The organism is Pseudomonas sp. WMBT8 (assembly GCF_050916005.1).
GTDB lineage: Bacteria > Pseudomonadota > Gammaproteobacteria > Pseudomonadales > Pseudomonadaceae > Aquipseudomonas.
The window spans coordinates 263066-284403 of sequence record NZ_CP188096.1 but is presented as its reverse complement, the minus strand read 5'-3'; the positions used below and the strand labels follow the sequence as shown (position 1 = coordinate 284403).

The 21338-nt window shown below is 62.2% G+C and carries 18 protein-coding genes; 15 read left to right on the top strand and 3 right to left on the bottom strand.

Annotated features, from left to right (window positions below):
* Nucleotides 1–56 precede the first annotated feature (56 nt).
* The gene (gene ompR, locus ACO77H_RS01180; protein WP_032856582.1) at nt 57–797 is read right to left on the bottom strand and encodes an osmolarity response regulator transcription factor OmpR; all 741 of its coding nucleotides are present in this window, start codon (nt 795–797) and stop codon (nt 57–59) included.
* A 335-nt stretch (nt 798–1132) separates the two neighbouring features.
* Here ompR and ACO77H_RS01175 point away from each other — a divergent pair, with 335 nt between their 5' ends.
* The 7 genes from ACO77H_RS01175 (at nt 1133) to tauD (ending at nt 9301) form a co-directional block, all read left to right on the top strand.
* Complete coding sequence (locus tag ACO77H_RS01175) at nt 1133–3469, top strand: Tex family protein (RefSeq protein WP_170058171.1); 2337 nt, start codon at nt 1133–1135, stop codon at nt 3467–3469.
* A complete protein-coding gene (locus ACO77H_RS01170; protein WP_169953896.1) occupies nt 3469–3852 on the top strand; it encodes a PaaI family thioesterase in 384 nt (127 codons plus the stop codon). The genes ACO77H_RS01175 and ACO77H_RS01170 overlap by 1 nt, the downstream gene beginning before the upstream one ends.
* A 215-nt stretch (nt 3853–4067) precedes the next feature.
* Nucleotides 4068–5651 carry a glutamate--cysteine ligase gene (gene gshA / locus ACO77H_RS01165; RefSeq protein ID WP_432754880.1) on the top strand — a complete coding sequence of 528 codons (1584 nt, stop codon included), beginning with the start codon at nt 4068–4070 and terminating at the stop codon, nt 5649–5651.
* Nucleotides 5652–5854: 203 nt separating this feature from the next.
* On the top strand, nt 5855–6832 hold the full coding sequence (tauA, locus tag ACO77H_RS01160; protein ID WP_432754879.1) for a taurine ABC transporter substrate-binding protein: 978 nt from the start codon (nt 5855–5857) through the stop codon (nt 6830–6832).
* Between the two features lie 16 nt (nt 6833–6848).
* Nucleotides 6849–7628: a taurine ABC transporter ATP-binding subunit gene (gene tauB, locus ACO77H_RS01155; protein ID WP_432754878.1), complete on the top strand. Its 780-nt coding sequence runs from the start codon at nt 6849–6851 to the stop codon at nt 7626–7628.
* On the top strand, nt 7625–8452 hold the full coding sequence (gene tauC, locus ACO77H_RS01150) for a taurine ABC transporter permease TauC (RefSeq protein WP_169953900.1): 828 nt from the start codon (nt 7625–7627) through the stop codon (nt 8450–8452). Before tauB ends, tauC begins: the two co-directional genes overlap by 4 nt.
* 12 nt (nt 8453–8464) lie before the next feature.
* The gene (gene tauD, locus ACO77H_RS01145; RefSeq protein WP_170042335.1) at nt 8465–9301 is read left to right on the top strand and encodes a taurine dioxygenase; all 837 of its coding nucleotides are present in this window, start codon (nt 8465–8467) and stop codon (nt 9299–9301) included.
* A gap of 114 nt (nt 9302–9415) precedes the next feature.
* Here tauD and betT read toward each other — a convergent pair whose 3' ends face one another.
* Nucleotides 9416–11377 carry a choline transporter BetT gene (gene betT, locus ACO77H_RS01140; protein WP_169954008.1) on the bottom strand — a complete coding sequence of 654 codons (1962 nt, stop codon included), beginning with the start codon at nt 11375–11377 and terminating at the stop codon, nt 9416–9418.
* Between the two features lie 392 nt (nt 11378–11769).
* Complete coding sequence (gene epsC, locus ACO77H_RS01135) at nt 11770–12696, bottom strand: serine O-acetyltransferase EpsC (RefSeq protein ID WP_170042334.1); 927 nt, start codon at nt 12694–12696, stop codon at nt 11770–11772.
* Nucleotides 12697–12863: 167 nt separating this feature from the next.
* On the opposite strand from epsC, the gene ACO77H_RS01130 reads away from it, so the two are divergent.
* The 8 genes from ACO77H_RS01130 (at nt 12864) to ACO77H_RS01095 (ending at nt 21320) form a co-directional block, all read left to right on the top strand.
* Nucleotides 12864–13856 carry a D-cysteine desulfhydrase gene (locus tag ACO77H_RS01130; protein WP_432754877.1) on the top strand — a complete coding sequence of 331 codons (993 nt, stop codon included), beginning with the start codon at nt 12864–12866 and terminating at the stop codon, nt 13854–13856.
* A gap of 177 nt (nt 13857–14033) precedes the next feature.
* A complete protein-coding gene (gene tcyJ, locus ACO77H_RS01125; RefSeq protein WP_169953904.1) occupies nt 14034–14828 on the top strand; it encodes a cystine ABC transporter substrate-binding protein in 795 nt (264 codons plus the stop codon).
* The gene (tcyL, locus tag ACO77H_RS01120; protein WP_169953905.1) at nt 14828–15493 is read left to right on the top strand and encodes a cystine ABC transporter permease; all 666 of its coding nucleotides are present in this window, start codon (nt 14828–14830) and stop codon (nt 15491–15493) included. The genes tcyJ and tcyL overlap by 1 nt, the downstream gene beginning before the upstream one ends.
* Before the next feature lie 3 nt (nt 15494–15496).
* Entirely contained in the window at nt 15497–16243 is a 747-nt protein-coding gene (tcyN, locus tag ACO77H_RS01115) for an L-cystine ABC transporter ATP-binding protein TcyN (RefSeq protein WP_169953906.1), read from the top strand.
* Between the two features lie 304 nt (nt 16244–16547).
* Nucleotides 16548–17324, top strand: a complete 777-nt coding sequence (locus ACO77H_RS01110; protein ID WP_169953907.1) for a hypothetical protein — start codon at nt 16548–16550, stop codon at nt 17322–17324.
* A gap of 185 nt (nt 17325–17509) precedes the next feature.
* Nucleotides 17510–18751 (top strand): SfnB family sulfur acquisition oxidoreductase, encoded by a 1242-nt coding sequence (locus tag ACO77H_RS01105; RefSeq protein WP_170042331.1) that lies wholly within the window; start codon nt 17510–17512, stop codon nt 18749–18751.
* 23 nt (nt 18752–18774) lie between these two features.
* Complete coding sequence (locus ACO77H_RS01100; protein WP_169953909.1) at nt 18775–19968, top strand: SfnB family sulfur acquisition oxidoreductase; 1194 nt, start codon at nt 18775–18777, stop codon at nt 19966–19968.
* Nucleotides 19968–21320, top strand: coding sequence for an LLM class flavin-dependent oxidoreductase (locus ACO77H_RS01095; RefSeq protein ID WP_432754876.1), 1353 nt, complete (start codon nt 19968–19970; stop codon nt 21318–21320). Before ACO77H_RS01100 ends, ACO77H_RS01095 begins: the two co-directional genes overlap by 1 nt.
* Nucleotides 21321–21338 lie beyond the last annotated feature (18 nt).

Genomic DNA, 21338 nt, shown 5'->3' with positions numbered 1-21338 from the left:
ATCCGGCCGACCCGCTGGGATCGAACTCCGGAATACCCGCATGTGCAAATCATCGGTTACTTGGTTGCCGTGCCATCCGGCACAAACACGTAACCCACGCCCCACACTGTCTGGATATAACGCGGCTTGGACGGGTCCGGTTCGATCATCCGGCGCAGACGGGAAATCTGCACATCGATGGAGCGCTCCAGGGCGTCCCATTCACGACCACGGGCCAGGTTCATCAGCTTGTCACGGGTCAGCGGTTGGCGAGCGTTCATCACCAGCGCCTTGAGTACCGCGAATTCGCCCGTGGTGAGCATGTGGACTTCTTCACCACGCTTGAGCTCACGGGTGGCCAACGACAGCTCGTAGTCACCAAAGGTCACGCTTTCGTCTTCGCTGCCTGGAGCGCCCGGAACCGGAGCCGCCTGGCGACGCAATACAGCCTTGACCCGCGCCATCAGCTCGTCGGGGTTGAACGGCTTGGCCAGGTAATCGTCGGCGCCCAGTTCCAGGCCCTTGATCCGGCTCAGTTCATCGCCCTTGGCGGTCAGCATGATGATCGGAATCTGGTTGTTGGTGCTGCGCAGGCGCTTGCAGGCGGTCAGGCCGTCTTCACCGGGCAACATCAGGTCGAGTACGACCAGGTTGAAGACCTCGCGCCCCAGCAGGCGGTCCATCTGCTCGGTGTTCGGCACCGCGCGGGCACGGTAGCCCTTGGAGGTGAAGAACCGCTCCAGCAGGCTGCTCAGCCCCGGATCGTCATCAACGATGAGAATTTTTTCGCCTTCAGCAGTTTGTGCAGTGCTGCTCATTGGATGCTCCTCTTATCTGGCGCGCATTATGGCTTAGCTGCCGTTATACGCACGGTACGCATTGTTAGCAGATTTTTCTCCAACCACCAGTACGCCTGCTCCTGGCGCAATCCCCCCAAGGACGGATCGCTGGTTATAATGCCGCGCCTCAGTGCCGGGCAATACCAAGGCCGGCCTGGTGTTTTTTTCATCTGCTAGTCGTGAATTTTTCGATTTCGAGGGTCAATAGGCTGCCTCTTGACCCAGGCAGCGGCGCCAGTCGGGCCGCTCAACCAGCCGCGCAGGGCCTTGTTTTGCGGGCCTGCACACTGCTTTCAAGAATTTCAGGTGGTTTTATGGACAGCATCAACAGCCGCATCGCCGAGGAACTCGGTGTACGCCCACAACAGGTCGAAGCGGCCGTCGCTCTACTGGATGAAGGCTCCACGGTGCCCTTCATCGCCCGTTACCGTAAAGAAGTGACCGGCAGCCTCGATGATATCCAGCTGCGACATCTGGAAGAACGCCTGCGCTACCTGCGAGAACTCGACGAACGGCGTGTCAGCATCCTCGCCAGCATCCAGGAGCAGGGCAAGCTGACCCCGCAACTCGAACGCGACATCAAGCTCGCCGACACCAAGACCCGCCTCGAAGACCTGTACCTGCCGTACAAGCAGAAGCGCCGCACCAAGGGCCAGATCGCCCTGGAAGCCGGCCTCGGCGAACTGGCAGACGGCCTGTTCAACGACCCGTCCCTGGCCCCGGAAACCGAAGCTGCGCGCTTTGTCGATAGCGAAAAAGGCGTGGCCGACGTCAAGGCGGCCCTCGAAGGCGCCAAGTACATCCTCATGGAGCGCTTCGCCGAAGACGCCAACCTGCTGGAAAAACTGCGTAACTACCTGAAACAGGAAGCCACCCTCAGCGCCCGCGTGATTGCCGGCAAAGAGGAAGAAGGCGCCAAGTTCCGCGACTACTTCGAGCACGACGAACCGCTCAAGAGCATGCCGTCCCACCGCGCCCTCGCCATTTTCCGCGGGCGCAACGAAGGTATTCTCAGCTCCGCGCTGAAAGTCGGCGACGAACTGCCGGGCACCATGCACCCGTGCGAAGGCATGATCGGCCAACAATTCGGCATCCAGAATCAGAATCGTCCTGCGGACAAATGGCTCGGTGAAGTCGTGCGCTGGACCTGGAAGGTCAAGCTCTACACCCACCTGGAGACCGACCTGCTGGGCGAACTGCGCGACGGCGCCGAGACCGAGGCGATCAACGTATTCGCCCACAACCTGCACGACCTGCTACTCGCCGCGCCGGCCGGCCCGCGCGCGACCCTGGGCCTGGACCCAGGCCTGCGCACCGGTTGCAAGGTCGCCGTGGTCGACGCCACCGGCAAGCTGCTGGACCACGCCACCGTGTACCCGCACGTGCCCCACAACAAGTGGGACCAGACCATCGCCATCCTGGCCGCCCTGTGCGCCAAGCACGCGGTAGACCTGATCGCCATCGGCAACGGCACCGCCAGCCGCGAAACCGACAAGCTGGCCCTGGAGCTGATCAAAAAATACCCAGGCATGAAAATGACCAAGGTCATGGTCTCCGAAGCGGGCGCTTCGGTGTACTCGGCGTCGGAGTTGGCCTCCAAGGAATTCCCGGACCTCGATGTATCGATCCGTGGCGCAGTGTCCATCGCGCGCCGCCTGCAGGATCCACTGGCCGAACTGGTGAAGATCGACCCTAAATCCATCGGCGTCGGCCAGTACCAGCACGATGTGTCGCAGCTGAAACTGGCGCGCGGCCTGGATGCAGTGGTGGAAGACTGTGTGAACAAGGTCGGCGTCGACGTGAACACCGCCTCGGTCGCCTTGCTTGCGCGGATTTCCGGCCTCAACTCCACCCTGGCGCAGAATATCGTCACCCATCGTGATGAAAACGGCGCGTTCAAGACCCGAGCGGCACTGAAAAAAGTTGCACGCCTTGGCGAAAAAACCTTCGAACAGGCCGCAGGCTTCCTGCGCGTGATGAACGGTGACAACCCGCTGGACGCCTCGGCGGTCCACCCGGAAGCCTACCCGCTGGTGCAACGCATTGCCGCTGAAACCGACCGCGATATCCGTTCGCTGATCGGTGACGCCGGGTTCCTCAAGCGCCTGGATCCGAAGAAGTACACCGACGAAACCTTCGGCGTGCCGACCATCACCGACATCCTGCAAGAGCTGGAAAAACCCGGTCGCGACCCGCGTCCCGAGTTCAAGACCGCCGAGTTCCAGGAAGGCGTCGAAGACCTCAAGGACCTACAGCTGGGAATGATCCTCGAAGGCGTGGTGACCAACGTGACCAACTTCGGTGCCTTTGTGGACATCGGCGTGCATCAGGACGGTTTGGTGCATATTTCTGCGCTTTCGGAGAAGTTCATCAAGGATCCGCGTGAGGCGGTGAAAGCCGGGGATGTGGTCAAGGTCAAGGTCATGGAAGTCGATATCCCGCGCAAACGCGTGGGCCTGTCGATGCGTATGAGCGATACCCCCGGCGAGAAAATCGACGGCGCCCGTGGCGCACGCCCAGGTTCAGCGCCGCGCCAGTCGCAAAACCGCTCTGAAAACACTGCACCGCGCAAGGAAACCGCCACCGCAGCCCCGGCCAACAACGCCATGGCTTCGTTGTTCGCCAACGCCAAGCAACTGAAAAAACGCTGATGGAGCTGCCAGCCGGCCTGACCCACAGCGCTTTCAGCGAACTGCTCGGCTGCCGCCTGCAACGCCTGGACCAGGGCGTTGCCGAGGTTGCCCTGAGCCTTGAGCCGCAACTGCGCAACCGCGCGGGCAAGCTCCATGGCGGGGCGATTTTCAGCCTGGTGGACATTGCCATGGGGCTGGCCTGTTCCAGCGCCCATGGTTTCGACCAGCAGAGTGCGACCATCGAGTGCAAAATCAATTACATCCGTGCCGTGTCCGACGGTGACGTGCTGTGTACCGCCCGGGTCATCCACCCCGGCCGGCGCACGCTGGTGGTCGAGGCCGAGGTGTATCAGGACGAAAGACTCGTCGCAAAAGCACAAGGCACCTTCGCTGTCCTATAGCTCCCGGTCATCAATTTGGGTTAATTTCGGCGCTGCAAAAACAGCGTCGGAATTTTCTTCCTGCGCAATAGCCTAATTCAGGGAATGAAGTCGGCACTTTCAGAGCAGGTTATTCCGGCTCGAAAACCAGGCGATAACGCCAGTTTTAACTTCACCCTTGTAGACCGTCTTGCCCACCCCCATATTGGGGCGACTGACGCGTGAAGGAATCCAACTTGAGCGAACTTCTCAACCGCCGCCTGGCTCTGCTCGGCAAGCGCGAACACCTCTCTTTGCTTGAGCATTGCCTGCACGGCATCGAGCGTGAATGCCTGCGTGTCACCGGCGAAGGCCGCCTGGCTCAAACGCCGCATCCAGAGGCCCTGGGCGCGGCATTGACCCATGAATCGATCACCACCGACTATTCCGAGTCGCTGCTGGAGTTCATCACGCCGGCGCTGCCCAACCCGGCAGATACCCTGCGCAGCCTCGACAAGATTCATCGTTTTGCCTACAGCAAGCTCGGCAACGAGTACCTGTGGAGTCCATCGATGCCGTGCCCGTTGCCGGCCGAGGAAGATATTCCGATTGCCTACTACGGCACCTCCAACATCGGACAGCTCAAGTACGTGTATCGCAAGGGCCTGGCCCTGCGCTACGGCAAGACCATGCAGTGCATCGCCGGGATCCACTACAACTTTTCCCTGCCGGAAGAGCTGTGGCCGCTGCTCAAGGAAACCGAAGGTTTCGTGGGCACCGACCGTGACTACCAGTCCACGGCCTACATCGCCCTGATCCGTAACTTCCGCCGCTACAGCTGGCTGCTGATGTACCTGTTCGGTGCCTCGCCGGCCCTGGATTCGGGTTTCCTGCGCGGACGGTCCCATCAGCTTGAACAGTTCGATGCCGACACCCTTTACCTGCCGTATGCCACCAGCCTGCGCATGAGCGACCTGGGTTACCAGAGCAACGCCCAGGCGGGCCTGACCCCTTGCTACAACGATCTGGCCAGCTACACCGACAGCCTGCGCGAAGCGGTGGCAACGCCCTACGCGCCCTACGTCGAAGTCGGCACCCATAAGGATGGTGAGTGGGTCCAGCTCAACACCAACATCCTGCAGATCGAAAACGAGTACTACTCCAACATCCGCCCCAAACGCGTGACCTACACCGGCGAGCGGCCGATCCAGGCGCTGATGGCCCGTGGCATCCAGTACATCGAAGTGCGCTGCCTGGACATCAACCCGTTCCTGCCGATGGGCATCGACTTGCCGGAGTCGCGCTTCCTCGATGCGTTCCTGCTGTACTGCGCGCTGAACGACAGCCCGCTGTTCGAAAACAACGAGTGCGCCAATGCCACGTCGAACTTCCTCAGCGTGGTCAAGGAAGGCCGGCGCCCGGGCCTGCAATTGCAGCGTCGCGGCGAATCGGTGGAAATGAAGGAATGGGCCGCCGAGCTACTGGAAAAAATCGCACCGCTGGCTGCGCTGCTCGACCAGAGCCAGGGCATCAACGAACACAGCCAGGCACTGGATGCCCAGTTGGCGAAGATCAAGGACTCCTCCCTGACCCCGTCGGCCCAGGTGTTGGCGACCATGCAAGAGCGCAAGGAAAGCTTCGCGCAGTTCTCCCTGCGTCAGAGCGAAGTGCATGCCGAGTACTTCCGTAGCGAGCCGTTGCCGGCAGACGAGCAGGCGCGCTTTGAAGAGCTGGCGCGTACGTCGCTGGCGCAACAGGCGGAGCTGGAGCAGAACGAAGTGGGGGATTTTGATGTGTTTGTCGGGTCGTACCAGGCGAGCATCCTGGCGATCAGCAACTGACACGCCCTTTGTAGGAGCGAGCTTGCTCGCGAAAAACTCAAGCACGCCGCGTTTATCCAAGCCGAACGCGTCATCGTTAAGGTTTTTCGCGAGCAAGCTCGCTCCTACATAAGCTAATTCGAAAATGTTATTTATTTTCGGATTCTTAGATCATTTAGTCTCCTCACACGCCGACCTGCGGCCGCCTGATGAGGAGCTTTTCCATGCTACGACCTTTCCCTTTACGCCTCCTGGCGGCCCTGTCCCTGGCCGGCGCCAGCCTGCTTTCCCAGGCGGCCGACGTGACCATCGCCTATCAGACCACCGTTGACCCGGCCAAAGTCGCCCAGGCCGACGGTGCTTATGAAAAAGCCACGAACGCCACTATCGACTGGCGCAAATTCGACAATGGCGCCGATATCATCGCCGCCATCGCTTCCGGCGATGTGCAGATCGGCTACCTCGGTTCCAGCCCGCTGACCGCGGCCATCACCCGCAAAGTACCGGTGCAGACCTTCCTCGTCGCCACCCAGATCGGCGGCGCCGAAGCCCTGGTGGCGCGCAACGGTTCCGGGATCAACAGCCCGCAGGACCTGATCGGCAAGAAAATCGCCGTACCGTTTGTCTCAACCGGCCACTACAGCCTGCTGGCCGCGCTCAAGCATTGGAACATCGACCCATCGAAAGTCACCGTACTCAACCTCGCCCCGCCGGCCATCATTGCCGCCTGGAAGCGTGGCGATATCGATGCCACTTATGTCTGGGACCCGGCCCTGGGCGTGGCCAAGGAAAACGGCAAAGTGCTGATCACCTCCGGTGAACTGGCCAAGTTCGGCGCGCCGACCTTCGATGCCTGGATCGTGCGTAAGGACTTTGCCGAGAAGCACCCGGAAATTGTCAGCGCCTTCGCCAAAGTCACCCTCGATGCCTACGCCCAATACCGTAAAGACCCACAAGCCTGGCTGGCCGACAAGGGCAATGTCGACAAACTGGTGAAGCTCTCCGGCGCCAAGGCCAGCGACATTCCGCTGCTGCTGCAAGGCAACGTCTACCCGCTGGCCGCTGATCAAGTAACCCTGCTCGGCGCCCCGACCACCAAGGCCGTGACCGACACCGCCGCGTTCCTCAAGGAACAAGGCAAGGTCGAAGCCGTGCTGGCGGACTACGCCCCTTACGTCAGCGCCAAGTTCATCACTAACTGATCAGGAGTTCACCGCGATGGCCTTGCTACAGCTGGAGCGCATCAGCGCACAGTACCCAGGCGCGACCACGCCCGTGCTGGCGGACATTTCCCTGACCCTTGGCCCCCAGCAATTGCTGGTGGCCCTCGGCCCTTCCGGCAGTGGCAAGACTTCGCTGTTGAACCTGATTGCCGGCTTCGTCGAACCCAGCGCCGGGCGCATCACCCTAGACGGCGTGCCCGTCCAAGGCCCGAGTGCCGAACGCGGCGTGGTGTTCCAGGACGATGCCTTGCTGCCCTGGCAGGATGTGCTGGCCAATGTCGGCTTCGGCCTGGAGCTGGCCGGCGTGCCCAAGGCCCAGCGGCATGTCCGCGCCCGGGAAATGCTCGCCCTGGTGGACCTGGCCGGCTTTGACAGCCGGCGCATCTGGCAGCTGTCTGGCGGGCAGAAACAACGCGTCGGCCTGGCCCGCGCCCTGGCAGCCGACCCACGGGTGCTGCTGATGGACGAACCCTTCGGCGCCCTCGATGCCTTCACCCGCGAACAGATGCAGGAGCTGCTGCTGCAAGTCTGGCGGCGCACGGCCAAGCCGGTGTTCCTGATCACCCACGACATCGAAGAAGCGGTCTTCCTCGCCACTGACCTGATTTTGCTGGCACCCAACCCCGGGCAAATCGTCGAGCGCCTGAGCCTGGATTTCGGCCAGCGTTACGCGGCCGGCGAGCCGGCCCGCGCGATCAAGTCCGACCCACGGTTTATCGAAACCCGCGAACATGTGCTGGGCAAAGTGTTCTCGCAACGGCAGGTGTACGCATGAGCAGCTATGAAATCCCGGCCACCGCCGCCAACCCAATCACCCCGCCGTTGCGCCGCAGCCTGAGCACGCGCTGGATCAGCCTGCTGACCCTGGTTGCGCTGCTGGCGCTATGGTGGGCCGTGACCGCCAGCGGGCTGATCGAGCCGCTGTTCCTGCCGCCACCGTCTGCCGTGCTGCAAAAAGGCTGGCTGCTGGCGACCAGCGGCTATATGGATTCCACCCTCTGGCAGCACCTGGGCGCCAGCCTTGGGCGTATCGGCCTGGGCCTGGGCTTTGCGGTGCTAACCGCCGTGCCGATCGGCATTGCCATCGGCGCCAACCGCATCGCCCGCGGCATTCTCGACCCGCTGATCGAGTTCTACCGGCCGATCCCGCCGCTGGCCTATCTGCCGTTGATCGTGATCTGGTGCGGCATCGGCGAGCTGTCCAAGGTGTTGCTGATCTACCTGGCGATCTTCGCCCCGATTGCCATCGCCACCGCCACCGGCGTACGCACGGTCGACCCGGCCAAATTGCGCGCAGCACAGTCTTTGGGCGCCACCCGGGCGCAGTTGATTCGCCATGTGATTCTGCCCAGCGCCCTGCCCGACATTCTCACCGGTGTGCGCATCGGCCTGGGTGTGGGTTGGTCGACCCTGGTGGCCGCCGAGTTGATCGCAGCTACCAGCGGCCTGGGGTTCATGGTGCAGTCGGCGGCGCAGTTTCTGGTGACCGATGTGGTGGTGCTGGGCATCCTGGTGATCGCGCTGATCGCCTTTGCCATGGAAATGGGCCTGCGCGCCCTGCAGCGTAAATTGGTGCCGTGGCATGGCCAGGCACACTAAGAAGAGAACAACATGAGCCGCCTGACCGTTACCCCTTTAAGCACCGCCCTGGGCGCCCAGATCAGTGGCGTCGATATCAGCCAGCCGCTGAACCTCGAACAGCGCGACGCCATCGAGCAGGCGTTGCTCCAGCATTCGGTGCTGTTCTTTCGCGACCAGCCGATCACCCCGCAGCAGCAAGCGCGCTTCGCGGCGAATTTCGGTGACCTGCACATTCACCCGATCTACCCCAACGTGCCCGAGCAGCCAGAAGTGCTGGTGCTCGACACTGCCGTCACCGACGTGCGCGACAACGCCATCTGGCACACCGACGTGACCTTCCTGCCCACCCCGGCCCTGGGCGCGGTGCTCAGTGCCAAGCTGCTGCCGGCCTTTGGCGGTGACACGCTGTGGGCCAGCGGTATCGCGGCCTTTGATGCGTTGTCAGAACCGATGAAGGCTTTTTTGACCGGCCTGACGGCAACCCATGACTTCACCCGCTCGTTCCCTCTGGAGCGTTACGGCAACACCGCCGAAGACCTGGCCCGCTGGGAAGAGGCCCGCAGAAAGAACCCGCCACTGTCCCACCCGGTGATCCGCACCCACCCGGTCAGTGGGCGCAAATCGCTGTTTGTCAGTGAGGGCTTCACCACCCGGATCAACGAACTGGAGCCGGCCGAAAGCGAAGTCATCCTCAAGCTGCTGTTCGCCCACGCCACCCGGCCGGAATTCACCATCCGCTGGCGCTGGCAAGCCAACGACGTGGCCTTCTGGGACAACCGCGTGACCCAGCACTACGCCGTGGACGACTACCGCCCACAGCGGCGAGTGATGCACCGGGCGACGATTCTGGGTGACGTCCCCTTCTAACAAACCCTTGTAGGAGCGAGCTTGCTCGCGAAAAACCCAAAGACGCTGCGGGGCATCAGATTCCCCGCGTTTTCGTTGGCGATCTTCGCGAGCAAGCTCGCTCCTACCGTTTGTTCAGCGGACCAAATGCAGGAACTGCAAGTGCCGCTCGTACTGGTCGAGGATGTCGTTGATGATCTGCTCCTTGGTGTAGCCCACCAGGTCGTAGTCCTGGCTGCCCTCGCTCAAGTGCACTTCGGCGCGGTAGTAGCGACGGTTGTTCATCTCTTTGGAACCCATGCCGCCACGGGCAAAGGACGGCGTGAAGTAGCCGCGCATCTGCACCTGGTAGACAAACGGATGCTCTTCGCCGTGGCCGATTTCCAGGCTGACGCTGTCGTTGGACGGGTCGGGCTGGGTGACCACGTTCAGGCCCTTCTCGACAAACACGGCGGTCACTTCTTCAATCGCCGGGCGGACTGTGGTTTCGAGGAAGCGGTAGACCTCGTCCCGTGAAGGGAAATGCACCGCCTGGCTCAAGCGCTGGCGCCAGCCGCCACGGCCCTTGCGTGATGCCGACACCGGGGCCAGGGAGTGCAGTTGGGCGATCTGCTTCTGGGATTCGAGGTAGAACGCCTTGTGCAGCCCCCACATCATCAACAGCAGGATCATCGAGAACGGCAGCGAAGTCAGCACCACCGCGGACTTGAGCGAGTCGATGCTTCCGGCAAACAGCAAGGCGCTGGTCACCAGCGCCGTCATCGCGCCCCAGAACACCCGCAGCCACTTGGGCCCGTCTTCATCGGCGTTGCCTCCCTTGGACGACAGGGTCGACAGCACCACGGTGCCGGAGTCGGCCGAGGTGACAAAGAACACAAAGCTGATAAACACCGTGACGGCGATCACGGTCTTGCTCCACGGGTAGGTTTCCAGCAGCAGGTACAGGCTCATCGACGGGTCGTCGATGGCCGACTGCCCCAGGGCAACCATGCCGTGGTTGAGCACCTGGTCAATCGCGCTGTTGCCGAAGATCGACATCCACGCCAGGGTGAAGCCCAGCGGGATCAGCAGTACGCCAAAGACGAACTCGCGGATGGTGCGACCACGGGAGATCCGTGCGATGAACAGGCCCACGAACGGCGACCAGGCGATCCACCAGGCCCAGTAGAACACCGTCCAACCGCCGAGCCAGTCGCTGGGCTTGTCGTAGGCGTACACATCAAAACTCTTGCTCGGCAACGCGCCGAGGTAGTCACCGATGTTCTGGATCAGGGTGTTGAGCAAATGCTGGGTGGGCCCGGCGAACAACACAAACAGCAGCAGCGCACAGGCCAGCAGCATGTTGATGTCGGACATGACCCTCACGCCCTTGTCGACACCGGCCACCGCAACCAGGATCGCCGCGCCCATCATCAGGGTGATCAGGCCGACCTGGATCCATTGGGTGTGGGCGATGCCAAACAGGTAGTCCAGGCCCGAGTTGAGGTGCAGCACCCCAAAGCCCATGTCAGCCCCCAGGCCGAACACCGTGGCGATAATGCCGAAGCCATCCACCGCGTAGCCGATGGGGCCATTGATGCGCTTGCCGATCAGCGGATACAGCGCCGAACGCAAGGCCAGCGGCAGGTTATGCCGGTAGGCGAAGTACGCCAGGGCCATGCCGACAAACGCAAATACACCCCAGCCATGCAGGCCCCAATGCAGGAACAGCACCTGCATGGCCTGGCGCGCCGCGTCGGCGTTCAAGGCCTCGCCCTGGGGCGGCTGCACCAGGTGGGTCAAGGGTTCCGAGACGCAGAAGAAAAACAGCGTGATGCTGATCCCGGCGGCAAACAGCATGCCGGCCCAGGACAGATAACTGAATTCGGGCTCGTCGTGGTCGGCACCGAGTTTGATCTTGCCGTAGCCAGACAACGCGGTGACCACCACGAAGATCAGATACAGGGTCATCGCCAGCATGTAGTACCAGCCGACCGTATTGGCCGCCCAGTTTTGCGCGGCCAGCAACCAGGCGCCGGCCTGTTCGGGGATCGCGATTACGGTGACACCAAACAGCAGGATGAAGCTGGCGGCGAAGTAAAACACCGGCGCATTCATGCGCACCAGGCCGCTTGGAGGGACAGACGATGCACTCATGAACCGTGCACCTCGAGGGTGTGGGATGTGGCTGTATAAAACGGACTCAGCAAAGGTAAGCCTCCTGTTGTGAGCGGGCAGCGAACCACCGGTTTAACTTGAACGAACGTTCAAGTTAAACATGGATAGGCGGTCTGGGACTAATCGCAGGGCTGAGTGGTAGGTAATTCCTACACTAGCTCAAGGAAGGGTATGACGGATGGGAGAGGCAAAACGTTCAGCGATTGCTTACCTAAATTGAAATGCTATCCCCTGTGGGAGCGGGCTTGCCCGCGATAGCGGAGTGTCAGGTTAGCGGTATTTGACTGGCCTACCGCCATCGCGGGCAAGCCCGCTCCCACATTAGGTCGTCACTACTTCTGCGTACCATCATCATGCTGCAAATTCGCCTGCGTGATGTTCGCCCCCGCCGGCACGCTGCGCGTCAGCCACACGTTGCCGCCAATGGTCGAGCCCTGGCCGATGGTGATCCGCCCCAGGATCGTCGCCCCGGCGTAAATCACCACATCGTCCTCGACAATCGGGTGCCGTGGATGGCCCTTCTGCAACTGCCCGTCCTCATCCGCCGGGAAACGCTTGGCGCCCAGGGTCACCGCTTGATAAATGCGCACCCGCTCACCAATGATCGCCGTCTCGCCAATCACCACACCCGTGCCGTGGTCGATAAAGAAACTCGGGCCGATCTGCGCGCCGGGGTGAATATCGATGCCGGTGGCCGAATGGGCGATTTCCGCGCTGATCCGCGCGAGCAAAGGCAGCCCGGCGCGATACAAATGGTGGGCCAGGCGATGGTGGATCACCGCGAGGATCCCCGGATAGCACAGCAACACCTCATCCACACTGCGCGCGGCCGGGTCGCCGTGATAGGCCGCCAGCACATCGGTGTCCAACAGGCTGCGCAGCGCCGGCAAGGCCAGGGCAAAATCCTGGATCAGGCGAATGGCCAATGCATCGACTTCATTATCGGCCCGGCCACCCTGGCGTGCGGCATAGCGTAACTCCAGGCGTGCCTGGGCGAGCAGGGCATTGAGCGCCACATCGAGGGTATGGCCGACGTAGAAATCCTCACTCTCCTCGCGCAAATCCACCGGCCCCAGGCGCATGGGGAACAGTGCGCCGCACAGCGCTTCAAGAATCTGCGCCATCGCATCACGGGAAGGTAACTCGCGACCGCCCTGCTCGCCGCTGACCCGGCCGTTGCGCGTACGCCACTGATCCCGGGCGCCGCGCAACTGGCTGACGATGGTCTGTAATTGCCAATGACTGGAACGCTCGCTCACGGTAATCCCTCCTGAGGTAATGGCCATCACTTTACGGTATGCAACCGGGCCGCTCTTAATAACCAATGGTGCGATGCTCATAACGTTATGGCATAAGCAACTGGCGGTTGCCCGCGCAAAAAGCCCTGCCTATAGTCCCTCCCATCTTCTATTACCCGTGCGTAACCATGATCAAACAACAGCTCGAGCGTTTTAACCGTCTGGAACTACTGGGTGGCGCCACCGCCCTGGAAAAACTCGAACGACTGTCGGCCTGGCTGGGCCGTGATATCTACGTCAAGCGCGACGACACCACGCCGCTGGCCATGGGCGGCAACAAACTGCGCAAGCTCGAATACCTCGCCGCCGATGCCTTGGCCCAGGGCGCCGATACGCTGATCACCGCCGGCGCGATCCAGTCCAATCATGTGCGCCAGACCGCAGCCCTCGCCGCCAAGCTGGGCCTGGGCTGTGTCGCCCTGCTGGAAAACCCCACGGGCACCGACGACCCCAACTACCTGGGCAACGGCAACCGCTTGTTGGTCGAGTTGTTCGACGCCAAGGTCGAACTGGTCGAAAACCTGGACAACGCCGACGAGCAACTCCACGCCCTGGCCGAACGCCTGCGCAGCAACGGTAAGACCCCCTATCTGGTGCCAATCGGCGGCTCCAACGCCCTGGGTGCCCTAGGCTATGTGCGGGCCGGGCTGGAATTGGCCGGGCAGATCCAGGACAGCGGCCTGCAGTTTGCGGCGGTGGTCCTGGCCTCGGGCAGCGCCGGCACCCACAGCGGCCTGGCGCTGGCATTGAGCGAAGTGCTGCCGGACTTGCCGGTGATTGGCGTCACCGTGTCGCGCACCGACGAGGCGCAACGGCCCAAGGTCCAAGGCCTGGCCGAACGCACGGCGCAATTGCTGGGGGTGGCGGTACCCGACGCGTTCAAAGTGATTTTGTGGGATGAATACTTCGCCCCGCGCTATGGCGAACCCAACGCCGGCACCCTGGCGGCAATCAAGCTGCTGGCGAGTCAGGAAGGCCTGCTGCTGGACCCGGTCTACACCGGCAAGGCCATGGCCGGGTTGCTCGATGGCATCGGTCGCGGCGCGTTCGGGGAAGGCCCGATCATCTTCCTGCACACCGGGGGGGCGCCGGCGTTGTTTGCCTATGATTCAGTGTTCTGAATGGACACATTGAATCTGCACCTGATATACAAAAATAGAATATAAAACTTAATTTATATTATTTTTAACGCTTTAAAACTCGCCCTATAGTCGCGCTCCCACACACCGCGTTTTTAGGGCAGGATACGACCACTGCGTCACCTGCTTCGCACACCATAAAAAGCACAGGGGCTTGTCATGACTATTTCTGTATTGCGTCGTACGTTGCTGGTTGGCACTTTGGGCCTGGCCCTTGGCGCCGGGTTGTTGGGCCAGGCGGTTGCCGGCGAACAGCTGGGCAATATCAAGAAGGCCGGCGAGATCAAGATCGGCCTGGAAGGCACCTACCCGCCGTTCAGCTTCGTCGATGAAGACGGCAAGCTCAGCGGCTTTGAAGTCGAGCTGTCCGAAGCCCTGGCCAAGGAGCTGGGCGTCAAGGTCAAGCTGCAGGCCACCCCGTGGGACGGCATCCTCGCAGCCCTGGAATCCAAGCGCCTCGACGCGGTGGTCAACCAGGTGACGATCTCCGAAGAGCGCAAGAAAAAATACGATTTCTCCAAGCCCTACACCGTCTCCGGGATCCAGGCGCTGACCCTGGCGAAAAACGTCGACACCATCAAGACCGCCGACGACCTGGCCGGCAAGAAAGTCGGGGTGGGCCTTGGCACCAACTACGAACAATGGCTCAAGGACAACCAACCCAAAGCCATCATCAAGACCTATAACGACGACCCGACCAAGTTCCAGGACCTGCGCATCGGCCGTATCGACGCGATTCTGATCGACCGCCTGGCGGCCCTGGAATATGCGAAAAAAGCCAAGGACACTGCCGCTGCCGGTGACGCCTTCTCCCGCCAGGAATCAGGGATTGCCCTGCGCAAAGGCGAGCCTGAGCTGCTTGAGGCGGTCAACCAAGCTCTCGATAAACTGCGCGCCGACGGCACTTTGAAGAAGCTGTCCGAGAAATACTTCAACGCTGACGTCACTCAATAATGGAAGCAGGTTTCCAACTCGCGCTCGACTCCGCGCCCTTTTTGCTCAAGGGCGCGTATTACACGGTGATCCTCAGCCTCGGCGGGATGTTTTTCGGCTTGCTGCTGGGCTTCGGCCTGGCCTTGATGCGCCTGTCGCGCTTCAAGCTGTTGAGCTGGACGGCCAGGGTCTATGTCTCGTTCTTTCGCGGCACGCCGTTGCTGGTGCAGCTGTTTTTGATCTACTACGGCTTGCCGCAAGTGGGTATCGAGCTGGACCCGATCCCGGCGGCGATGATCGGCTTCTCGCTGAACATGGCCGCCTACGCCTGTGAAATCCTGCGCGCGGCCATCGGCTCCATCGAGCGTGGCCAGTGGGAAGCTGCCGCCAGTATCGGCATGACCCGCGCGCAGACCCTGCGCCGGGCCATCTTGCCGCAGGCGATGCGCACGGCCCTGCCGCCCTTGGGCAATAGTTTTATTTCGCTGGTCAAGGACACGGCGCTGGCCGCCACCATCCAGGTGCCCGAGCTGTTCCGCCAGGCCCAATTGGTATCGGCGCGCACCTTCGAAATTTTCACCATGTACCTGTCTGCGGCCCTGGTCTACTGGGTCCTGGCAAGCATCCTGGCGCATTTTCAGAACCGCCTGGAAGACCGGGTCAACCGGCATGACCTGGAGTCTTGAAGCATGATCGTGGTTGAAAAACTGACCAAACAATTCAAGGGTCAGGTGGTGCTCAATGGGATCGACCTGGAGGTCAAGGAAGGCGAAGTTGTCGCCATCATTGGCCCCAGCGGCTCCGGCAAGACCACCTTCCTGCGCTGCCTGAACTTCCTCGAAGAACCCACCAGCGGCCGGATCAAGGTCGGCGACATCGAGATCGACGGCAGCCGTCCGCTCAACCAGCAACAGGCCCTGGTGCGGCGCCTGCGCCAGCATGTGGGCTTTGTGTTCCAGAACTTCAACCTGTTCCCCCATCGCACCGCCCTGGAAAACGTCATCGAAGGCCCGCTGGTGGTCAAGAAGATGCCGCGCGACGCCGCCGACCGTCTCGGGCGGGCCCTGCTGGCCAAGGTCGGCCTGGCAGGCAAGGAAGATGCTTACCCCCGGCGCCTGTCCGGTGGCCAGCAGCAACGGGTGGCCATTGCCCGGGCCTTGGCGATGGAGCCGGAAGTGATCCTGTTCGATGAGCCGACCTCGGCCCTCGACCCGGAGCTGGTGGGCGAAGTACTGGCGACCATCCGCAGCCTTGCCGAAGAGAACCGCACCATGGTCATCGTCACCCACGAAATGAGTTTTGCCCGGGACGTGGCCAACCGCGTGGTCTTTTTCGACAAGGGCGTCATCGTCGAGCAAGGCGACGCCAAGGCGTTGTTTGCCAACCCCAAAGAAGAACGCACCCGGCAGTTCCTCAGCAAATTCCTCACCCACTGACCCTGCCCTTGTAGGAGCCGGCTTGCCGGCTCCTACATGTATCCTCCCTTTCGGAAAAGTCCCCGTAATCATTGGGCAAAGCGCCTATCAACGCCCCCTTTAATAGCAGCCATCAGTAAGACCCTTCTGAATAATCCCCAACCCGCCGTTTAGCCTTTTGCCTCCATTGACGCCCCCTGGCCAACCCTCTTATCTAGGGCCCACTGGATTGGATCCTATCCTGGCTTTTCAAAAAAACGTTCCTTTCGAACCCCATGCCTGAGGTTCGGAACGATCGCTGCTGGCTGCATCAAGGAGATTATTTATGAAGCACATTCCCCCCCTGGCCATGCTCGCCGCGCCGACAGTGCCCCAGGCTCTCAAACAAGGTATCAACGCGCAGGCCGCCACCTATTTGCAGGTCGATATCGCCCCCTACCCGGACATGGGCAAGGGCGACTTGATCGAGCTGTTCTGGAACAACTGCTTTGCCGCCTCCAAGCGCGTGAGCGCCGCCGATATCGGCCAGCCCAGCAGCCTGCGGGTACCGGAAAGCTTTGTGCAAAATGGTGCCGCACGGATTCACTACCGGGTCATGCAAGTGGGGCGCGGCCCGGCGCGCTCGATGATTACCCGGGTGCAGGTCAAGACTGCCTGCCCGGGCGGCCCGCCATCGGTGCTGTGTGGCGCAGAAAACCAGAACCTGGCCCCCGTGGGCCTGCCTGAAACCATCCGCCGCCATGGCGTCAACCCCAGCCAGATCCGCCGGGGCGTGCCGTTGACCATCGAGCCCTACCTGAACATGGCCGCCGGAGATGCAATCACCCTGCGCTGGGGCGATGCGCGCCTGGACCTGCCCCCCATCCACCCCACCGGGGTGGGGCGGCCCGTGCAGGTTTGGGTGCCTTCGACGCTGATCCTCGAAGCGGGGGACGACGCGCGCCAGGAGGTCACCTACTGCGTGATCGACCGCGTGGGCAACAACTCACGCTGGGCGCCCGGGCGCATCGTGAGCATCGCCCAGGCCAAAGCCCCAGGCCCGGCCGAGGCCTTGTCGGTGTACCAGCCACGGCGTCCTGGCTCACCGTGCGAGCCGGGGTGACAGACCTTCTATGCATATTCCTAAAAGTTAGTTTATTTAAAAAATAAACACGCTTAGGGTATATGCACCGGACCACCGGACATTCCTGATTTTTTAGCTTTTCCACGGATGTGAGGTAGGTATGGTCAAAATTACCCCGGTGCACAACGCCAGGGCATTACGTGTAGCCACGCAGGGGCGCACCGATGTCTAACTTGGCGCAATCGCCCCTCCAGAGCGATCTGGATATCGCCCCGCTGCTACTGCCCGCCAAGGTGCTGCGCAACGACAGTGAAGCCCTCGCCGCCGCTCACGAGCTTGCCCAGGCCGCCCGCCTGCAAGCCGGCCTGCGTGACCGCCAGCGCAAACTGCCTTGGGCCGAAATCGAACAGTTCACCCGCAGCGGCCTGGGCAGCATTTCCATCCCCCGCGAATACGGTGGCCCACAAGTATCGTTTGTGACCCTGGCCGAAGTGTTCGCGATTATCAGCGCCGTCGACCCGGCCCTGGGGCAGATCCCGCAGAACCACTTCGGCATCCTCCACGTGCTGCAAGGCGCCGCCAGCCAGGAGCAGAAAAAGCAGCTGTTCCAAAGCGTCCTCGACGGCTGGCGCATCGGCAACGGCGGGCCGGAACGCGGCACTAAAAATACCCTGGATTTGAAGGCCCGGATCAGCGCCGAGGGTGACGGCTTTGTCATCAACGGCCAGAAGTTCTACTCCACCGGCGCACTGTTTGCCCATTGGGTCGCGGTCAAGGCCCTGGACGACGAAGGCCGCCAGGTCATGGCTTTTGTACGGCGTGGCACCCCGGGATTGCGTATCGTCGATGACTGGTCGGGCTTTGGCCAACGCACCACCGCCAGCGGCACCGTGCTGCTGAACAACGTGCCGGTAGATGCCGACCTGGTGGTGCCGACCTGGCGCCTGGGGCAGGCCCCAGGCATCCAGGGCGCGGTCTCGCAATTGATCCAGGCCGCCATCGACGCCGGTATCGCCCGTGGCGCCCTCGACGACACCATCAGTTTTGTCCGCGAACGCTCGCGGCCGTGGATCGACGCCAAGGTCGAACGGGCCAGCGACGACCTCTATGTGATCGCTGACATCGGCAAGCTGAAAATCGAACTGCATGCCGCCGAAGCCCTGCTGCGCAAGGCCGGCCAGGTGCTGGACCAAGTCAGCGCCGCGCCCATCACCGAACACTCCGCCGCCCGGGCCTCGATTGCCGTGGCACAAGCCAAGGTGCTGACCACCGAAGTCTCGCTGCTGGTCAGCGAGAAGCTCTTCGAACTGGCCGGCAGCCGCGCCACCCTCGCCGAATTCAACCTCGACCGCCACTGGCGCAATGCACGGGTGCACACCTTGCACGACCCGGTGCGCTGGAAATATCACGCGGTGGGCGCCTGGCACCTCAACGGAACATTGCCGGCCCGGCATTCCTGGATCTGACGACCAGACATCTGGAGAAAAACATGACGCTTTCCCATCCCGTCGCGGTCATCACCAGCGACGAGCAAGCCCTGATTGTCGCCAGCGACCTGGCCGAAGACTTTCGCCGCGACAGCGCCCTGCGCGACCGCGAACGCCGCCTGCCACACGCCGAGCTGGAAGCCTTTTCCCGCTCCGGCCTGTGGGGCATCAGCGTGCCCAAGGCATACGGCGGCGCTGGCGTATCCAACGTCACCCTGGCCAAGGTCATTGCCCTGATCGCCCAGGCCGATGCCTCGTTGGGGCAGATCCCGCAAAACCATTTCTATGCCCTGGAAGTGCTGCGCGTAAATGGCAGCCCGGCGCAGCAACAACGCCTGTACGCCGAGGTGCTGGCCGGCCAGCGCTTTGGCAATGCCCTGGCGGAACTGGGCACCAAGACCGCCCATGACCGGGTGACGAAACTTGTGCGCGAGGGCGACGGATTTCGCATCAGCGGCCGCAAGTTCTACGCCACCGGCGCGATCTACGCCCAGCGCATTCCCACCTCGGTGGTGGATGAACTCGGCGTGCAGCAACTGGCCTTCGTGCCGCATGACAGCCAGGGCCTGACGGTGATCGACGACTGGAGCGGCTTTGGCCAGCGCACCACCGGCAGCGGCTCGGTGGTGTTCGACAATGTGTGGGTCGCCGCCGAAGACGTGATCCCGTTCCAGAGCGCCTTCGAGCGCCCGACCACAGTAGGCCCGCTGGCGCAGATCCTTCACGCGGCCATCGACACCGGCATCGCCCGCGCGGCCTTTGAAGACGCCCTGCATTTTGTGCGCACCAAGACCCGCCCATGGATCGACTCGGGCAATGACAAGGCCAGCGAAGACCCGCTGACCCTGAAAAGCTTCGGCCACCTGAGCGTCCGCCTGCACGCCACCGAAGCCCTGCTGGAGCGCTCCGGCGAATTCCTCGACCGCGCCCAGGCCGACAGCACCGCACACACCGTCGCCGCGGCATCGATCGCCGTGGCCGAAGCACGCGCCCTGAGCACCGAGATTTCCCTGGCCGCCGGCAGCACCCTGTTTGAACTCGCCGGCAGCCAGGCAACCCTCGCCGAACATGGCCTGGACCGCCACTGGCGCAACGCCCGGGTGCACACCCTGCACGACCCGGTGCGCTGGAAGTACCACGCAGTCGGCAATTATTACCTCAACGATGAAAACCCGCCGCTGCGGGGGACCATCTGATGGCGAAGAAAAAGATCCTGCTCAATGCCTTCAACATGAACTGCATCGGGCATATCAACCATGGCCTGTGGACGCACCCACGGGATACCTCGACCCAGTACAAGAGCGTCGAATACTGGACCGAACTGGCGCAACTGCTGGAGCGCGGGCTATTCGACGGCTTGTTTATCGCCGACATCGTTGGCGTGTACGACGTCTATCAAGGCTCGGTCGATGTGCCGCTCAAGGAGTCGATCCAACTGCCAGTCAACGACCCGCTGCTGCTGGTCTCGGCCATGGCTGCGGTGACGAAAAACCTCGGCTTCGGCCTGACCGCCAACCTGACTTACGAGCCGCCGTATCTGTTCGCCCGGCGCATGTCCACCCTCGATCACCTGAGCCGTGGCCGGGTGGGCTGGAACATCGTCACCGGCTATCTGGACAGCGCCGCCAAGGCCATGGGCCTCACCGAGCAGGTCGAACATGACCGGCGCTACGACCAGGCCGACGAGTACCTGGAGGTGCTGTACAAGCTGTGGGAAGGCAGTTGGGAAGACGACGCGGTACTCAACGACCCGCAACAACGGATCTATGCCCAACCGACCAAGGTGCACAAGGTCGAGCACCATGGCGAGTTCTACCAGGTGGAGGGTTATCACCTGTGCGAGCCGTCGCCGCAGCGCACGCCAGTGTTGTTCCAGGCCGGCAGTTCGGAGCGCGGCCTGCTGTTCGCCGGGCGCCATGCCGAGTGCGTGTTCATCAGCGGGCAGAACAAGGCCGCGACCAAGGTGCAAGTGGACAAGGTGCGCGCCAGCGCGGTCGAGGCCGGGCGCAACCCGGACGATATCAAGGTGTTCATGGGCCTCAACGTGATTGTCGGCGCCACCGAGGCACTGGCCTGGGCCAAGCATGCCGAGTACCTGAGCTACGCCAGCGCCGAGGCCGGGGTGGCGCATTTCAGCGCCTCCACCGCCATCGACTTCTCGCAATACGAGCTGGATGAACCCATCCAGTACGTGAAGAGCAACGCGATCCAATCGGCCACCAAAGCCTTGCAGAACAACGACTGGACCCGTCGCAAGTTGTTGGAGCAACACGCGTTGGGCGGGCGCTATATCACCCTGGTGGGCTCACCCGCGCAGGTGGCTGATGAGCTGGAATCCTGGATCAGCGAGACCGGCCTGGATGGCTTCAACCTGACGCGTATTGTTACGCCGGAGAGCTATGTGGATTTCATCGAGTTGGTGATTCCGGAGTTGCAAAAACGGGGGTCGTACAAGACCGCGTATGAGGCCGGAACCTTGCGAGAAAAGGTCTTCCACCGCGAAGCGCATTTACCCGAACAACACACCGGTTCCACCTACCGCCACTAAACCAAAAATGGGGGAGCT

Bases quoted from the DNA above. Each gene is read 5' to 3' on its own strand.
- ompR (WP_032856582.1), bottom strand. From the start codon at position 797: ATGAGCAGCACTGCACAAACTGCTGAAGGCGAAAAAATTCTCATCGTT.
- ACO77H_RS01175 (WP_170058171.1), top strand. From the start codon at position 1,133: ATGGACAGCATCAACAGCCGCATCGCCGAGGAACTCGGTGTACGCCCA.
- ACO77H_RS01170 (WP_169953896.1), top strand. From the start codon at position 3,469: ATGGAGCTGCCAGCCGGCCTGACCCACAGCGCTTTCAGCGAACTGCTC.
- tauA (WP_432754879.1), top strand. From the start codon at position 5,855: ATGCTACGACCTTTCCCTTTACGCCTCCTGGCGGCCCTGTCCCTGGCC.
- tauB (WP_432754878.1), top strand. From the start codon at position 6,849: ATGGCCTTGCTACAGCTGGAGCGCATCAGCGCACAGTACCCAGGCGCG.
- tauC (WP_169953900.1), top strand. From the start codon at position 7,625: ATGAGCAGCTATGAAATCCCGGCCACCGCCGCCAACCCAATCACCCCG.
- tauD (WP_170042335.1), top strand. From the start codon at position 8,465: ATGAGCCGCCTGACCGTTACCCCTTTAAGCACCGCCCTGGGCGCCCAG.
- betT (WP_169954008.1), bottom strand. From the start codon at position 11,377: ATGAATGCGCCGGTGTTTTACTTCGCCGCCAGCTTCATCCTGCTGTTT.
- ACO77H_RS01130 (WP_432754877.1), top strand. From the start codon at position 12,864: ATGATCAAACAACAGCTCGAGCGTTTTAACCGTCTGGAACTACTGGGT.
- tcyJ (WP_169953904.1), top strand. From the start codon at position 14,034: ATGACTATTTCTGTATTGCGTCGTACGTTGCTGGTTGGCACTTTGGGC.
- tcyL (WP_169953905.1), top strand. From the start codon at position 14,828: ATGGAAGCAGGTTTCCAACTCGCGCTCGACTCCGCGCCCTTTTTGCTC.
- tcyN (WP_169953906.1), top strand. From the start codon at position 15,497: ATGATCGTGGTTGAAAAACTGACCAAACAATTCAAGGGTCAGGTGGTG.
- ACO77H_RS01110 (WP_169953907.1), top strand. From the start codon at position 16,548: ATGAAGCACATTCCCCCCCTGGCCATGCTCGCCGCGCCGACAGTGCCC.
- ACO77H_RS01105 (WP_170042331.1), top strand. From the start codon at position 17,510: ATGTCTAACTTGGCGCAATCGCCCCTCCAGAGCGATCTGGATATCGCC.
- ACO77H_RS01100 (WP_169953909.1), top strand. From the start codon at position 18,775: ATGACGCTTTCCCATCCCGTCGCGGTCATCACCAGCGACGAGCAAGCC.
- ACO77H_RS01095 (WP_432754876.1), top strand. From the start codon at position 19,968: ATGGCGAAGAAAAAGATCCTGCTCAATGCCTTCAACATGAACTGCATC.